The sequence below is a fragment of the Stenotrophomonas riyadhensis genome (assembly GCF_040256885.1).
GTDB classification, from domain to species: Bacteria; Pseudomonadota; Gammaproteobacteria; order Xanthomonadales; family Xanthomonadaceae; genus Stenotrophomonas; species Stenotrophomonas riyadhensis.
On the sequence record NZ_CP155568.1, the window covers coordinates 340,001 to 355,883 of the forward strand.

A 15,883-nucleotide genomic window follows, 5' to 3' on the forward strand; every position below is an offset into this window, starting at 1 on the left:
TCGACGGCGGTGTTTGGCACCTCGATGTCGGCTCATCACATCCTGGGGCTGTAGTCGGTCCCAAGGGTATGGCTGTTCGCCATTTAAAGTGGTACGCGAGCTGGGTTCAGAACGTCGTGAGACAGTTCGGTCCCTATCTGCCATGGGCGTTGGAGATTTGAGAGGGGCTGCTCCTAGTACGAGAGGACCGGAGTGGACGAACCTCTGGTGTTCCGGTTGTCACGCCAGTGGCATTGCCGGGTAGCTATGTTCGGAAGCGATAACCGCTGAAAGCATCTAAGCGGGAAGCGCGCCTCAAGATGAGATCTCCCGGGGCACAAGCCCCCTGAAGGAACCATGTAGACTACGTGGTTGATAGGTCAGGTGTGTAAGTACAGCAATGTATTGAGCTAACTGATACTAATGATCCGAGAGGCTTGACCATATAACCTCAAGTTGCCTTGGCTTTACGACAGCGTCGTAAGAGCATCCAAGTGCACGCTACGTCACAAGAACTATGCGAGGCTGGCGCCTTGTCCCTCGGGACGAGTGCGACTCTCCAAAAGCCTCCCTGGTGAAATTAGCGCTGTGGAACCACCCGATCCCATCCCGAACTCGGAAGTGAAACGCAGCTGCGCCGATGGTAGTGTGGCTCAAGCCATGCGAGAGTAGGTCATCGCCAGGGTTTACACCCAAAACCCCGCTGCTTACGCAGCGGGGTTTTTCTTATTAAGTGAAGGCACTGCATTTTCCGGGTACCTTCCGCCCCACGGGCAAGATCGCGAAGCTGGCGCTGCAAGCGCTGCTGCAACCGTCTCCCTGGTGAAATTAGCGCTGTGGAACCACCCGATCCCATCCCGAACTCGGAAGTGAAACGCAGCTGCGCCGATGGTAGTGTGGCTCAAGCCATGCGAGAGTAGGTCATCGCCAGGGTTTACACCCAAAACCCCGCTGCTCACGCAGCGGGGTTTTTCTTTGTGCTCAGGAAATACCGGTAGTGCCGGCCGCTGGCCGGCAGGCGCGTTGATGAAACCGCCGCGAGCGGCGGCGCCAACCAAGGTTGGCGACTATCGATGGCAGAGTGCCAACCAAGGTTGGTATCCACCAATGGTGGAGCGCAAAAAAAAGCGGCGCCCTGTCGGGCGCCGCTCAGGCTTGAACCATGGTCAGTCGAGCATGGCTCGACTTACTTGGCCGGGACCTTGTCCTTCATCATCGCGTCGCGGGCAGCCTTGAACGGGTTGCCTTCGTACCAGTTCGGCCAACGATCACCACCGGCCAGTTCCTTGCCCACGCCGTACATCAGCTGCAGGTCTTCCACGGTGCCGTCCAGCTTCCAGGTGGCCGCATCGAACTCGTCCTTCGGGCCGTGGTAACGGTTGGCGCCGTAGTCGGCTGCAGCCTTGCGACCCGCGTCCACGCCACCCTCGCGCAGGTCTTCGCCGCCATCGGCGTACAGGGCTGGCACACCGGCCTTGGCGAAGTTGAAGTGATCGGAGCGGAAGTAGAAGCCACTCTGCACCGAGGTCTCACCGTGCAAGGTACGGTCCTGGGCGGCAGCCAGCGGCTTGAGGATGTCCTCCAGCTCCGAGCTGCCGAAGCCGGTGACGGTCACGTCCTTGGCACGGCCGGCCACCGACATCGCATCGATGTTGATCACACCGGCGATCTTGTCCAGCGGGAAGGTCGGATGGGCAACGTAGTACTTCGAACCCAGCAGGCCGGACTCTTCCAGGGTCACCGCCAGGAACACCACCGATCGCTCCGGCTTCGGCTCCTGGTGGGCCATGGCTTCGGCCACTTCGAGAATGCCGGCCACGCCGGTGGCGTTGTCGACTGCGCCGTTGTAGATGTTGTCGCCGGTCTCACCCTCATGCTTGCCGAGGTGGTCCCAGTGCGCCATGTACAGCACGGCCTCGTCAGCGCGCTTGCTGCCCGGCAGCACGCCCACCACGTTGCGCGACTGCTTCTGCGCGATCTGGCTCTTCAGGTCGACCGCAGCGGTCGCCTTCAGCGGCACCGGCTTGAAGCCGCGTTTGCTGGCGTCCTTGTAGGCCTGTGCAAGGTCCAGGCCGGCACCGGCGAACAGCGCCTTGGCGGCGTCGGCACTCAGCCAGCCCTGCACCGGGATACGTGCTTCCGGGTCATCCTTGGCCGGCAGGTCGTACTGCGGGCCGGCCCAGGAGTTCTTCACCACGTCCCAACCATAGGAAGCGCCGGCGGTGTCGTGCACGATCAGTGCAGCAGCGGCACCCTTGCGCGCGGCCTCCTCGAACTTGTAGGTCCAGCGGCCGTAGTAGGTCATGCGCTTGCCGTCGAACAGCTTCGCGTCATCGACGTGGAAGCCCGGATCGTTGACGAACATGACGACCGTCTTGCCCTTCCAGTCCTGGCCGGCGTAGTCGTTCCACTTCTGCTCCGGCGCGTCAACGCCGTAGCCGACGAACACCAGGTCGCTGGCATCGACCTTCACCTCGGCCTGGCCGGTACGGGTGCCGACCACCATGTCGGTGCCGAACTTCAGCTCGGTGGTCTTGCCGCCCTGGGTGATCTTCAACACGGTCGATTCGTCGGCCGTGGTCTCGGTCATCGGCACATCCTGGAACCAGCTGTCGCCGTTGCCGGGCTGCAGGCCGATGCGCTGCATCTGGTCGCGGATGTAGTTGACCGTCAGTTCCTCGCCCTTGCTGCCCGGGGCGCGGCCTTCGAACTCATCCGAAGCCAGGGTCTTGACCATCTCGGCGAAATCGCCGGCGTTGATCTCCGGGGAGAACTGATGGGCGGCCGGCTTCGCAGCGGCGGTGTCGGTGGCCGGCGCGGCGGCCGGCGTGTCTTCGCCTTTGCAGGCACTGAGCGCGGCCGCAGCGGCCAGGCACAGGAGGAGTTTGCGGGGCATCATCGATTCCTGGGAAACAAAGGGCGGCCGCACGTCTTGTACGACCGGTATCAGCGAGTATCACCGAACCCGAAGGCCGGTGCGCTCAGTCCGCGGGGGCGGTTTCGGTATCGAACGGGATCGGCTCGGCGCCGGTGACCGGCCCGATGCGGGCGGTGCGATGCACGTACAGCACCACTTCGCGTTCGAACTGCAGGGAGCCGTTGACCACCGCATTCGGTCCGATGATCACGCGCGGCTTGCGGCTGGCGGTCAGCGAGACGCTGAAGTTCGGTTTGCGCACGTGCACGCCGCCGTTGACCTGCGAGCCGATGCCCACGGTGATGTCACCGTTGACGGTCTCGACGTCCTTGCCGACGCGGCTTTCGACCAGACCGATGCCGCCGTTCACGGTTTCAACGCCGCCTTCGACCTCGCTGCCGCGGTCGGTGAAGATGCTGCCGTTGACAGTGCTGACGCTGCCGCGCGCGATGACTTCGCGGCCCAGGCGCACACCGCCGTTGACTGTTTCGATCTTGCCGGTGCGTGCGCGGTCGGCGACCTTCACCCCGCCGTTGACGGTATCGATGCTGCCGGTCTCGACGCCTTCACCGACGCGGATACCGCCGTTGACGGTATCCAGCTTGCCGTAGCGTTGGCCGGCTTCGGCGCTGATGCTGCCGTTGACCTTGCTGATGTTCTCCTGGGCACAGACTGGCCCGGTGGCCAGTAGTACGCCCAACAGCAGCGGAATGGAAAGAGCTTTCATGGGGACCTCGATGGATGTGCGGCTGGCAGGCCGCGTGCGGAGATGTCACCATTCCCCGGTAGCCCCTGCAACTGCCTGAAGTCACTGGAAAGCCCTTGCGCGACAACGCCTTGCCATCACGCCGACATCACATCGCCGCCTTGCGCGGCGGGCGCTGCCTGCTGTTGGGGCTGGCGATCGCCCTGGCGCTGCCGCTGCCGGGCGCCGCGCAGACCACGCGCGAGACCGAGCGCAAGCTGCAGAAGCTGCGCAGTGAGCTGAAGGGCGTGGCGCAGGAGCGTCGGCAGATCGAGGGCCAGCGCGGCCAGGCCTCACAGCAGCTGCGTGAGGCAGATGAAAAGGTGGCCCGCACCGGCCGTGCGTTGGCGCAGACCGAAACCGCGCTGCGCGAGCAGGGAAGGGCCCTGGCCGAGGCCGAACAGCGCCGCAGCACGTTGCAGGCCAACCTCACCCAGCAGCACCGCGAGCTGGCCGGCCTGCTGCGCGCGGCCTACCAGCTGGGCAACCATGCACCGTTGAAACTGCTGTTGTCGCAGGACACGGTGGCCGATGCCAACCGTGCCCTGGCCTACCACCGCTATCTGCAGCGCGAGCGGGCACAGCGCATCACCACGCTGACGGCTGACCTGAAGGAACTGGAAGCGCTGCAGGCGCAGATCGCCGAGCGCAAGCAGAAGCTGCAGGGCGCGCAGCAGGACCAGAAGCAGCAGGCAGCGGCCCTGGAAGTCGATCGCCGCGATCGCGCAAAGACGGTTGCCTCGCTGGACGAGCGCTTCAAGGACCAGCGCGAGAAGGAACAGGCGCTGGGCCAGGATGCCAAGGCGCTGGAAACACTGCTGGCCAATCTGCGTGCGGCCGCCGCCCGTGCCGAGGCCGAGCGTCGCGCGGCTGCACGCCGTGCAGCTGCGGAGAAGGCTGCCGCCGAACGTGCCGCACGCCAGGCAGCGGCACAGGGACGGCCGCCACCGCCCACCAAGGTTCCGCCGGCGGTGGCGTCCGCACCGGCCCCGAAGGTCGGTGGCCTGGGCTGGCCGTTGTCCGGCAACCTGTTGGCCCGCTATGGCGGCAAGCTGCCCGATGGCCGCACCAGCAGCGGCGTACTGATCGGTGCGCCGGCCGGCAGCACCGTCACCGCCGTGGCCGACGGCACCGTGGTGTTCTCCGACTGGATGACCGGCTACGGCATGATCCTGATCGTTGACCACGGCAACGGCTACATGAGCCTGTACGCCCACAACGACACCCTGCTGAAGGATGCCGGCGCGCGGGTCAGCCGCGGCGATGCGGTGGCCAAGGTCGGCAATTCCGGTGGCCAGGGCGTGACCGCGCTGTACTTCGAGCTGCGCCGGGGCGGGCAGCCGGTGAACCCCGACAGCTGGCTGCAGCGGCGCTGAATCCGGCGCTGTCGCGTGGCGGGCGGATTCAACGGGAATTTAGCTGTGCTTCGCGCATAATCGACGCATGTGCCTTGGGCACGATGCCAACGTCGACAGGAGTGATCCATGCGCGCAGCCCGTACCGCCACCCTCTTGCTGGCCCTGTTGCCAGTGCTGTCCTGGGCGCAGCAGACCGCGCCCGCTCCGAGCCAGGAAACCAGTGGGCAGGCAGCGAACAGCGAGGAGGCGGTGACCTCGAAGGTGCCGCTGGAGGAAATCCGCCGCTTCGTGGCCGTGTACAACGCGGTGCGTGCCGCCTATGTCGACCCGGTCGATGACAAGAAGCTGATGCAGGCGGCGGTGCGTGGCCTGCTGCTCGACCTCGATCCGCACAGCACCTACTTCAACAAGGAAGACGCGCAGGCCTTCGACGAGCAGGCCAATGGTGCCTACGAAGGCATCGGCGTGGAACTGCAGCAGCAGCCGGACAACGCCAGCATGAAGGTGATCTCGCCGATCGACGACACGCCGGCGGCCAAGGCCGGCATCCTCGCCGGTGACCTGATCATCGCCATCGACGGCAAGCCGATCAGTGCGATCGATGCCAGCGAACCGCTGCGCGGCCCGGCCGGCAGCAAGGTAGTGCTGACCATCGTGCGCGAGGGCAAGCCGAAGCCGTTCGATGTCAGCCTGACCCGCCAGACCATCCGCGTGACCAGCGTGCGCAGCCGCCTGCTGGAGCCGGGTTATGGCTACATCCGCCTGAGCACCTTCCAGGCCGATACCGGTTCGGACTTCCAGAAGCACGTGCAGCAGCTGCAGAAGCAGTCCGGTGGCCAGCTCAAGGGTCTGGTGCTGGACCTGCGCAGCAACCCGGGTGGCCTGCTGACTGCTGCGGTGCAGGTGGCCGATGATCTGCTCGACAAGGGCAACATCGTCAGCACCCGCGGTCGCATCAGCATCAGCGATGCCCGTTTCGACGCGACCCCGGGTGATCTGCTGAAGGGCGCACCGGTGGTGGTGCTGGCCGATGCCGGTTCGGCCAGTGCATCGGAAGTGCTGGCCGGTGCGCTGCGCGACAACAAGCGCGCGCGCGTGGTCGGCAGCCGCACCTTCGGCAAGGGCTCGGTGCAGACCGTGCTGCCGCTGGACAACGGTGATTCGGTGAAGCTGACCACCGCGCGCTATTACACGCCCAGCGGCAAGTCGATCCAGGCCACCGGCATCGTGCCGGATGTCGAACTGAAGCCCGCCGCCACGCCGGCCGAGGATGCACTGCCGGCCAGCCTGAGCGACTACAGCGAAGCGACCCTGCCGGGCCACCTGCGCGGCGACGACGAAGGCACCGAGGGCTACCACGCCGGTGCGGTGCTGCCGGGCGATGGCCCGATCAACGACGCGCTGGCCGAGCTGAAGAACCCGGGTTCGGTGGCTGCGCGGTTGAAGGCCGAAGCGGCCAAGGCGGAGGCTGCCAAGGCCGCGAAGGCTGCAGCGGCGAAGCCCGAAGCCAAGCCGGAGCCGAAGGTCGAACCGAAGGCGGACAGCACGCCGGAAACCAAGCCCGCCCCGGTTCCGGCCAAGCCCTGATTCTGCAGAGTCGAGCCATGCTCGGCTGATCTACGAACGAGCGGGTGAGCGTGGAGCCGGCCAGCGGCCGGCACGACCCGGTGTCAGAAGCCGTGGCGCTTGCGCAGGCGGCGGGCGATGGCCGCCCGCACGTAGACCCCGTACACCACGCCGAACACGAAGCCGCCGATGTGCGCCCACCAGGCCACCATGCCGAAGCTGGGGCCGATATGGGCGAATACGACCTGCAACGCGGCCCAGACACCGATCAGCAGGTAGGCTGGGGCGCGCACGAACTCCAGGAACAGGCCGAGCGGGATCACCACGCCCAGCCGGGCGCCCGGGAACAGGGCCAGGTAGGCGCCGATCAGTGCGGAGACCGCACCGCTGGCACCGATGATGATCTGGTCCGGGCTGCCCATGGTGTAGATCGCCACCAGATTGGACACCGCACCGCCGACCAGGAACAGCAGCAGCAGCCGCCACGGGCCCAGCACCCGCTCGGCGGGCAGGCCGAAGATCAGCAGGAACACCAGGTTGCCCAGCAGGTGCGACCAGTCGGCATGCAGGAACAAGGCGGTGAACAGGCGCAGCACGCTGCCGTCCTGCAGGGTCGCCCACCAGTCCAGCGGGTGGGTCAGGCCGGTGGACAGGGCGCCCCAGTCCAGCCAGAGGCTGCCGCGGGCATCGTCCGGACGCGAGATCGACCACAGGAACGCCAGCCACAGTGCCGCAAACAGCACGGGCGTGGCCCAGCGCAGGGCCGCCTTCTTGCGCGACGGGAGGGAGACGAACATGGGCACTAGCCTAGCGTGCGGGCGCTTGCGGCGGGGATTGTCCTGTTCAGCTTTTGGGACGAAAAAACCGCCACTGCTGTTATTGTTTCATTAACAGCTCTGGGTAATACTCGCATACGGCGTCGTATGTCGGGAGGGGAATCCGGCGCGCTCCGATGGGTCCCAGGACCTGCCGGGCGCAGGCGCACTCAGAGCAACATCACCGCTTACCGGAGAGAGAACTACGATGCAAACCGCTTCCACCATTGCCCGTCTGACCCTGCTGGCCGTCGGCGTTGCCGGTGCGCTGGCCGCCGCCGACGCCAACGCTGCCGCCTTCCAGCTGAAGGAAAACAGTGCCAAGGGCCTGGGCCGCGCGTTCGCCGGCTCCACCTCGGCCGAGGGCGACGCCTCGGTCATCGCCACCAACCCGGCCTCCATGCGCCTGCTCGACGGCACCATGCTGCAGGGCGACGTCAGCGCCATCAGCTTCGGTGCCAAGTTCCGTGGCCAGGGCAAGTACGCCAACGGCGCTCCGATTTCCGGCGGCAACGGCGGCGACGCCGGCATGATCGCCCCGGTCCCGGCGGCCTACTTCCACCTGCCGTTCGGCGAGAAGGAGAACATGCACTTCGGCGCCTCGCTGACCGTGCCGTTCGGCTTCAAGACCGAATACGACCGTGACTGGGTCGGCCGCTACAACGGCGTCAAGACCGAGCTGCAGGCGATCGACCTGGGCGTGGCGTTCTCCTACGACGTCAACCCGTACCTGTCGTTCGGTGCTTCGGTGTTCGCCGAGCGTCTGAACGTCGACCTGACCAGCGCCGTCGATACCGGCACCGCGATCAACGCCAGCGCCCAGCAGAAGGCTGCCGCTGCCGTTCTGGCTGCCGGTGGCACCGCCGCCCAGGCTGCTGCCGCCTCGCGTCAGGCCGCTGTCGCCATGGCCCAGCAGGGCTTCGCTCCGGGCACCGCCGATGGCTTCCTGCGCATCAAGGGTGACGAAGTGTCCATGGGCTACACCCTGGGCATGACCGTCAGCCCGGTGGAAGGCACCAACATCGCCTTCAGCTACCGCTCGCAGGTCAAGCACAAGATCAACGACGGCAAGGCCGACTTCACCATTCCGGGCAACGCCGCAGCCTTCCTGGCCGCTGCCGCTCCGGGCACCTTCATCGACAGCAAGGGTCGTGCCTCGATCACCCTGCCGGCCAGCGCCACCGTCAGCTTCACCCACCGCGTGAACGACCAGTGGAAGATCATGGCCGACGTCTCGCGTACCGCCTGGAGCAAGTTCGACCAGGTGGCCGTGCAGTATGACTCCAACCAGCCGGACAGCGTGCTGCCGTTCCACTACCGCGACACCACCTTCGCGTCGATCGGTACCGAGTACCGCATGAACGAGAAGCTGACCCTGCGCGGCGGTCTCGCCTACGACCAGACCCCGACCACCGACGCCCACCGCGACGTGCGCGTGCCGGACACCACCCGCAAGTGGCTGTCGCTGGGTCTGACCTACGCGGCTTCGGAAAAGATGGAATACAGCGTGGGCTACACCCACCTGTTCACCAAGGATCCGAACATCACCTCGACCTCGGCCACGGCCAACACCGTGACCGGCAAGTACAAGGTAAGCGGCGACGTGCTGGCGGCTTCGATGCAGTACAAGTTCTGATCCAGGCGATTGCCTGACGCAGGACGAAGGAGGCCCCGCGCAAGCGGGGCTTTCTTTTTGTGAGGTAGCTCGGGGCATCCATGCATGGCATGGATCTACCGGATCGTCCACGCAGCGCGCGGATCCATGACAATAGGGCGATGAACCTGTCCGATCCGAACTTCCAGCTGGAGCTGGCTGCCAACATTGCCGTCGCCGGCTCGATCCTGCTGGCCGGCCGCAACAACGTGCACACCTGGTGGCTGGGCATCGTTGGCTGCGCCTTGTTTGCCGCTGTGTTCGAACGATCGCACCTGTACGCGGACATGGTGCTGCAGTTCTTCTTCATCGCCATCAGCGTGCTGGGCTGGTGGCAGTGGCTGCGTGGCGACCATGGTGCGCCGCTGCCGATCACCGCGCTGCGGCCGCGGGCATGGGCCTGGCTGGCGCCGCTGGCGGTGGTGGCCACGTTCGGCTACGGCTGGATGCTGACCCGGCTGACCAACGCCTATGCGCCCTACATCGATTCGGCGGTGCTGGTGTTGAGTGTGATCGCGCAGATCCTGATGATGCGGCGCAAGCTGGAATCGTGGTGGGTGTGGCTGCTGGTGAACACCGTTGCGGTGCCGCTGTACTACAGCCGTGGCCTGCACCTGACCTCGATCCTGTACGTGGGCTTCTGGATCAATGCGCTGGTGGCCCTGCGCCATTGGCGGCACCTGATGCGCGACGAGGCCAGGGCGGCCGATGCCGCTGCCTGAGCGCGTTGCGCGCGGCCTGGTAGTGGGCAAGTTCTGCCCGCTGCATCTCGGCCACGAACGCCTGATCGACTTCGCCGCCACGCGCTGCCAGCAGCTGCTGGTGATCGGCTGGTCGCAGCCGGGCTTTGCCGGCTACAGCGCCGAGCGCCGCGAGCGCTGGCTGCGTGCGCGTTTCCCGCAGGCGACGGTGGCGGTGCTGGATGACACGCGACTGGCGGCATTGTGCACGCAGCACGGTTTGCCCGTGCGCACGCTGCCGCAGGACAGTGATGACGAACAGGTGCAGCGCGACTTCACCGCCTGGCTGTGCCTGAACCTGTTCGGTGGGCCAGTGCAGGCGGTGTACACCGGTGAGGACTACGGGGACGGTTTTGCCGATGCGCTGGCAGCCTGCTTCAACGCACCGGTGCGGCATGAACGGCTGGAACGCTCGCTCGATGTCGGCCAGGCCAGTGGCACCCAGCTGCGCGCCGATCCGCATGCGCATCGCCATGGCCTCGCACCGCAGGTGTATGCCGTCCATGTGCAGCGCGTGGCGTTCATCGGTGGCGAGTCCAGCGGCAAGACCACGCTGGCGCGCGTGCTGGCCGAGCGCCTGCAGACCGCCTGGGTGCCGGAGTACGGCCGCACCCTGTGGGAGCAGCAGGGCGGAGAACTGACGCCGGACGATCTGCTTCGCATTGCAATGACACAGCCACAGCACGAAGAGGAGGCCGCGCGGCGCGCGCATCGCTGGCTGTTCTGCGATACCACGCCGTGGGTGACGCTGGGGTACAGCGGCTGGATGTTCGGCACGGCACCGGAGCCGCTGCGGCAGGCGGCACGACGACGCTACGACCTGCTGTTCCTGTGCGCACCGGATATTCCGTTCGACCAGGACGGTACGCGTGTGGGCGAAGCCTTCCGGGCGCAGCAGCATGCGTGGTACCTGGCGCAGCTGCAGGCAGAGGGTGTCGAGTACGTGCTGCTGGAAGGCGATCTGGAGATGCGCATCGCACGGGTGCAGGGCGAGCTGGCGAAGCGGGCGGACAACCGGTTCAGTGTCGCCCCGCCTCTGTAGGGCCGATCCAGTGCCCGCATGCACCATGCAAGCCGAGCGTGGGCTCGGCTCTACAGGATGCAGAAGCACAAAAAACCCCGCTTTCGCGGGGTTTTTCGTTCACTGCAACTACTGGGCGATCAGTCGCCCAGGGTCAGCAGCGAGGCGTTGCCGCCGGCGGCGGTGGTGTTCACCGTCACCGTCTTTTCGGTGGCGAAGCGCAGCAGGTAGTGCGGGCCGCCGGCCTTCGGGCCGGTGCCGGACAGGCCCTGGCCGCCGAACGGCTGCACGCCGACCACCGCACCGATCTGGTTGCGGTTGACGTAGACGTTGCCGACGTGGACGCCGTTGCTGATGCGGTCGACGGTCTCGTCAATGCGCGAATGCACGCCCAGGGTCAGGCCGTAACCGGTGGCGTTGATCTGGTCGATCACCGCGTCGAGCTGGTCGCCCTTCCAGCGGATCACGTGCAGGACCGGCCCGAAGATTTCCTTGTGCAGCTGGCCCAGGTCCTTCAGCTCATACGCGCGCGGTGCGAAGAAGGTGCCGTTGGCCGCTTCGGCGGACAGCTCGGCGGCGGCGATCAGGCGCGCTTCGCGGTCCATGCGTTCGGCGTGGTCCTGCAGGATCTTCAGTGCATCGGCGTCGATCACCGGGCCGACGTCGGTGGACAGCAGGCCCGGATTGCCGACCTTCAGTTCCTTCATCGCGCCGGCCAGCATGGTCATCACCTTGTCGGCGATGTCGTCCTGCACGAACAGCACGCGCGCGGCCGAGCAGCGCTGGCCGGCGGAGGTGAAGGCCGAACCGATCGCGTCCTTGACCAGCTGTTCCGGCAGCGCCGAGGAGTCGGCGATGAAGGCGTTCTGGCCACCGGTCTCGGCGATCAGCACACCGATGGCGGCGTCACGCGCAGCCATGGCGCGGTTGATCGCACGTGCGGTGTCGGTGGAGCCGGTGAAGGCCACGCCAGCCACGCGCGGGTCGGCGGTCAGCGCGGCGCCGACGGTGGCACCGTCGCCCGGCAGGTACTGCACCACCTCGGCCGGCACGCCGGCGTCATGCAGCAGCTTCACCGCGTAGTAGCCGATCAGGTTGGTCTGCTCGGCCGGCTTGGCGATGACGCTGTTGCCGGCAGCCAGTGCGGCAGCGACCTGGCCCAGGAAGATCGCCAGCGGGAAGTTCCACGGGCTGATGCAGACGAACACGCCGCGGCCATGCAGCTGCAGCTCGTTGGACTCACCGGTCGGGCTCGGCAGCTTCTCGGCGTGGCTGAACTGCTCGCGCGCCTGCTTGGCGTAGTAGCGCAGGAAGTCCACCGCTTCGCGCACTTCGGCGATGCCGTCGGGCAGGCTCTTGCCGGCTTCCTTCACGCACAGCGCCATGAACTCCGGCATGCGCGCTTCCAGCTGGTCGGCGGCGTGCTCGAGGATGGCGGCGCGGCTGGCGGCCGGGGTGCGGTTCCAGGCCGGCTGCGCGGCCACGGCATTGGCCAGGGCCTTCTGCACGGTGGCGGCATCGGCGGCCTGCCACTGGCCGACCACCTCGCGGGTGTCGGCCGGGTTGGTCACCGGCAGCGAGGCGCCGGTCGGGTTGGCACCCGGTACCAGCGGGGCGGCCTGCCATGGCTTGACGGCTGCGTTGAGCTGCTCGGCCAGGGCGCGCAGTTCGTTGTCGTTGGCGAGGTTGGCGCCCATGGAGTTCTTCCTGTCGTGGTTCTGGCTGCGCAGCAGGTCAACCGGCAGCGGGATCTTGGGATGCGGAATCGATTCGAACGAAGCGACCATCTCGACCGGATCGCGGATCAGGTCGGCGATCGGCACGCGCTCGTCGGTGATGCGGTTGACGAAGCTGGAGTTGGCGCCGTTTTCCAGCAGGCGACGCACCAGGTACGGCAGCAGGTCTTCATGCGAACCGACCGGCGCATACACGCGGCAGGGCAGGTTCAAGCGGTCGGCCGGCACCACTTCGGCGTACAGGTCGTCGCCCATGCCGTGCAGCTTCTGGTGCTCGTACACGCCGCCATTGGCGATGCTGCGCACGGCCGCGATGGTGTGTGCGTTGTGCGTGGCGAACATCGGGTAGATCGCGTCGGCATGGGTGAACAGGCGCTTGGCGCAGGCCAGGTAGGAGACGTCGGTGTTCTGCTTGCGGGTGAACACCGGGTAGCCCGGATAGCCTTCGATCTGCGCGCGCTTGATCTCGGCGTCCCAGTAGGCGCCCTTGACCAGGCGCACCTGCAGGCGGCGACCGGCGCGGCGCGCCATGTCGGCCAGGTGGTCGATCGTGTACGGCGTGCGCTTCTGGTAGGCCTGCACGACCACACCGAAGCCATCCCAGCCGGCCAGCGACGCATCGGAGAACACCTGCTCGATGATGTCCAGCGACAGTTCCAGGCGGTCGGACTCTTCGGCGTCGACGGTGCAGCCGATGCCGTAGCTCTTGGCCAGCTGTGCCAGTTCCAGCACGCCCGGCACCAGGTCCTTCAGCACGCGCTCGCGCTTGGCGTGCTCGTAGCGCGGGTACAGCGCCGACAGCTTGATCGAGATGCCCGGGGCGTTGTTGACGTCGCCATCCGGACGGCCGCCGCGTGCCTTGTGGTCGCCGCCGATGGCGTGGATCGCACGACGATAGTCTTCCAGGTAGCGCAGCGCGTCCTTCATGGTCAGCGCGCCTTCGCCCAGCATGTCGAAGGAGTAGCGGTAGTTCGCGTTGTCGCCCTTGTGCGAGCGCGACAGCGCTTCGCTGATGGTGCGGCCCATGACGAACTGGTGGCCCATGATCTTCATCGCCTGGCGCACGGCCAGGCGCACCACCGGCTCACCAACGCGGCCGACCAGGCGCTTGAACGCGCTGGGCGCATCGGCGCGGGTGGCGTCGTTCATCTGCACCAGCTTGCCGGTCAGCATCAGGCCCCAGGTGGAGGCGTTGACCAGCACCGAGTCGCTGCCGCCCAGGTGCTTTTCCCAGTCGGCATCGGCCAGCTTGTCGCGGATCAGCTTGTCGGCGGTGTCCTGGTCCGGAATGCGCAGCAGCGCCTCGGCCACGCACATCAGCAGCACGCCTTCCTCGCTGCCCAGGTCGTACTGGCGCATGAAGGCTTCGATCGCGCCCTGGTCCTTGGCCCGCACGCGCACGCGGCCGACCAGGTCGGCGGCCAGCGCCTGTACCTTGGCCTGCTCCTCGGCGGGCAGGCGGGCCTGCGCCAGCAGCTCGCGCACGTGGCTGGCCTCGTCCTTCAACCAGCCATCGGTGATGGCCTGGCGGAACGGGTTGGGGGGCGCCGGCAGTTCCGGCGACAGCAGCGCGCCGGGACGCAGGGCGTCGCTGGCGGCAGGGGAGGAGGAAGGTGCGTTCATGCCGGTCCGGCCAGTGGAAAACTTGGCGATTTTAATCATTTTTGCGGGTTGCGGAAGTGCCCCTCAGCCACCTTCGTGAAGCGCTGATAGCCCCTAGCTGCGGTGGATTCAGCGTGTTCAGCAAGCTCGGCAGAATTTGTGCTGAATTCGTCATTCGTGCCGCCGGCCTCATGCTGTGTTGCAGCATGGGAAAAAGTGTGAATGCACCCTTGCTACCGGCGAGAGGGCGGGGCTACCATCGAGACGTTTCCCGCGGCAGGAACGCGGTTGCGACATGATCGAGGTGCTTCCAGCTCCGGATGGGTCAGGTACGCAGCTGCGGCTGCGTCCCCCACGGGCGCTCGATGCCCGGCAGTTCGTCCTGTTGTTCACCGTGTTGTCGGGTGCGATGTGGCTGGTGTCCGCCCTCGGGTGGTTGGCCGGCAATGCATTCGCCCCCCTGTTCGCGCTGCTGTACAGCCTGGTGCTGGCGGCGGCACTGCGTGCCTTGTGGCGCAGTGGTGAACGGCAGGAGGAGATCCGGGTAGTGCCGGCGTACGTGGAGGTCATCCCCGTACCCGGTGGATCGCCGGTGTTCCGGGCCCACCCCCACTGGGTGCGCCTGCTCACCGACGATGAGAGGGTCCGGCTGGCATCCAGCGGCCGGCAGGTGGAGGTGGGGAGTTTCCTCGCGCCGGCCGAACGTCAGACGCTTGCAGAGACACTTGAAAGCTTGCTCGCCGCCAGCGATGGCGGCAACCGACGACGCTAAGGGTCTAGGCAATGAAGCAAAGCAGCAGGTGGGGCACGAAGTGCGTTGCAGCGGTCACCGCCATGGTGGCCGGGGGACTGATGCCGGCGTTGGCCTGGGCCCAGGCGGCCGATCCCAAGCCGTGGCAGCTGAACATGGGCAAGGGGGTGACCCAGACCTCGCGCCTGGCCTGGGAATCGAACAATCTCTCGTTGATCATCTGCACGGTGATCGGCGTCATCGTGTTCGGTGCGATGGCCTACGCCATCTTCAAGTTCCGCAAATCCAAGGGCGCGGTCGCCGCCACCTTCAGCCACAACACCAAGGCCGAGGTGATCTGGACGGTGATCCCGGTGATCATCCTGATCGTGATGGCCTGGCCGGCCACGGCCAACCTGATCAAGATGTACGACACCCGCGATGCCGAGATGACGGTGAAGGTCACCGGCTACCAGTGGATGTGGAAGTACGAATACCTCGGCGAGAACGTCACCTTCACCAGCCGCCTGGACCGCGAGTCCGACCGCGTGCGGCAGAGCGGCATCGTGCCGACCCGCGAAAGCCATCCGCACTACCTGCTGGATGTCGACAACCGCCTGGTGCTGCCGGTCGATACCAAGGTGCGCTTCGTCATCACCTCCGATGACGTGATCCACGCCTGGTGGGTGCCGGCGCTGGGCTGGAAGCAGGACGCCATTCCCGGCTTCATCAATGAAGCCTGGACCAGCATCGAGCAGCCCGGCGTATACCGGGGCCAGTGCGCCGAGCTGTGCGGCAAGGACCATGGCTTCATGCCGATCGTGGTCGAGGCGGTGTCCAAGGAAGAGTTCAAGCAGTGGCTGGCGCAGCGCAAGCCGGCGCCGCCCGCCGAGCCGGCAACGCCTGCGGCACCTGCCGAGCCGACTGCACCGACGGGAGAGGCACCTGCTGCGCCTGCCGCTGCTGAAGCCGGCAGCGCGCCAGCCACCGCGGCCAGCGGAGCGTGATGTAAAGCCCGCG

11 protein-coding genes and 3 rRNA genes (1 of these 14 only partly in view) are annotated in these 15,883 nt (G+C 66.5%); 10 read left to right on the plus strand and 4 right to left on the minus strand.

All coding sequences use genetic code 11. The features are described 5' to 3' along the window. The 3 genes from SriyCCGPB3_RS01545 to rrf (SriyCCGPB3_RS01555) all read left to right on the plus strand — a co-directional run. Nucleotides 1-424 (plus strand): 23S ribosomal RNA (locus SriyCCGPB3_RS01545); it begins 2,454 nt to the left of the window's first position. A gap of 125 nt (nucleotides 425-549) precedes the next feature. Continuing rightward, a 5S ribosomal RNA gene (gene rrf, locus SriyCCGPB3_RS01550) occupies nucleotides 550-664 on the plus strand. A gap of 133 nt (nucleotides 665-797) precedes the next feature. Beyond that, nucleotides 798-912, plus strand: a 5S ribosomal RNA gene (gene rrf / locus SriyCCGPB3_RS01555). A gap of 253 nt (nucleotides 913-1,165) precedes the next feature. Here rrf (SriyCCGPB3_RS01555) and SriyCCGPB3_RS01560 read toward each other — a convergent pair. After that, entirely contained in the window at nucleotides 1,166-2,875 is a 1,710-nt protein-coding gene (locus SriyCCGPB3_RS01560) for a M28 family metallopeptidase (protein ID WP_180855420.1), read from the minus strand. 85 nt (nucleotides 2,876-2,960) lie between these two features. Further along, a complete protein-coding gene (locus tag SriyCCGPB3_RS01565; RefSeq protein WP_110710815.1) occupies nucleotides 2,961-3,623 on the minus strand; it encodes a hypothetical protein in 663 nt (220 codons plus the stop codon). A 95-nt stretch (nucleotides 3,624-3,718) separates the two neighbouring features. Here SriyCCGPB3_RS01565 and SriyCCGPB3_RS01570 point away from each other — a divergent pair, with 95 nt between their 5' ends. After that, complete coding sequence (locus SriyCCGPB3_RS01570) at nucleotides 3,719-5,017, plus strand: murein hydrolase activator EnvC family protein (RefSeq protein WP_350259767.1); 1,299 nt, start codon at nucleotides 3,719-3,721, stop codon at nucleotides 5,015-5,017. Nucleotides 5,018-5,125: 108 nt separating this feature from the next. Further along, nucleotides 5,126-6,586, plus strand: a complete 1,461-nt coding sequence (locus SriyCCGPB3_RS01575) for a S41 family peptidase (RefSeq protein WP_350259768.1) — start codon at nucleotides 5,126-5,128, stop codon at nucleotides 6,584-6,586. An 83-nt stretch (nucleotides 6,587-6,669) separates the two neighbouring features. On the opposite strand, the gene SriyCCGPB3_RS01580 is transcribed toward SriyCCGPB3_RS01575, so the two are convergent. Next, nucleotides 6,670-7,362, minus strand: a complete 693-nt coding sequence (locus tag SriyCCGPB3_RS01580) for a rhomboid family intramembrane serine protease (RefSeq protein ID WP_019662230.1) — start codon at nucleotides 7,360-7,362, stop codon at nucleotides 6,670-6,672. A 226-nt stretch (nucleotides 7,363-7,588) separates the two neighbouring features. On the opposite strand from SriyCCGPB3_RS01580, the gene SriyCCGPB3_RS01585 reads away from it, so the two are divergent. From SriyCCGPB3_RS01585 to SriyCCGPB3_RS01595, 3 genes are all read left to right on the plus strand, one after another. Beyond that, a complete protein-coding gene (locus tag SriyCCGPB3_RS01585; RefSeq protein ID WP_153856994.1) occupies nucleotides 7,589-9,016 on the plus strand; it encodes an outer membrane protein transport protein in 1,428 nt (475 codons plus the stop codon). A gap of 140 nt (nucleotides 9,017-9,156) precedes the next feature. After that, on the plus strand, nucleotides 9,157-9,756 hold the full coding sequence (pnuC, locus tag SriyCCGPB3_RS01590) for a nicotinamide riboside transporter PnuC (RefSeq protein ID WP_153856995.1): 600 nt from the start codon (nucleotides 9,157-9,159) through the stop codon (nucleotides 9,754-9,756). Continuing rightward, on the plus strand, nucleotides 9,743-10,816 hold the full coding sequence (locus SriyCCGPB3_RS01595; protein ID WP_350259769.1) for an AAA family ATPase: 1,074 nt from the start codon (nucleotides 9,743-9,745) through the stop codon (nucleotides 10,814-10,816). The genes pnuC and SriyCCGPB3_RS01595 overlap by 14 nt, the downstream gene beginning before the upstream one ends. A gap of 119 nt (nucleotides 10,817-10,935) precedes the next feature. On the opposite strand, the gene putA is transcribed toward SriyCCGPB3_RS01595, so the two are convergent. Continuing rightward, the gene (putA, locus tag SriyCCGPB3_RS01600; RefSeq protein ID WP_153856997.1) at nucleotides 10,936-14,154 is read right to left on the minus strand and encodes a bifunctional proline dehydrogenase/L-glutamate gamma-semialdehyde dehydrogenase PutA; all 3,219 of its coding nucleotides are present in this window, start codon (nucleotides 14,152-14,154) and stop codon (nucleotides 10,936-10,938) included. Nucleotides 14,155-14,428: 274 nt separating this feature from the next. Between putA and SriyCCGPB3_RS01605 the strand changes: the two genes are divergently transcribed. After that, a complete protein-coding gene (locus tag SriyCCGPB3_RS01605; RefSeq protein WP_004153894.1) occupies nucleotides 14,429-14,905 on the plus strand; it encodes a DUF2244 domain-containing protein in 477 nt (158 codons plus the stop codon). Nucleotides 14,906-14,916: 11 nt separating this feature from the next. Next, nucleotides 14,917-15,870, plus strand: coding sequence for a cytochrome c oxidase subunit II (coxB, locus tag SriyCCGPB3_RS01610; RefSeq protein WP_153856998.1), 954 nt, complete (start codon nucleotides 14,917-14,919; stop codon nucleotides 15,868-15,870). The last annotated feature ends 13 nt before the right edge of the window (nucleotides 15,871-15,883 follow it).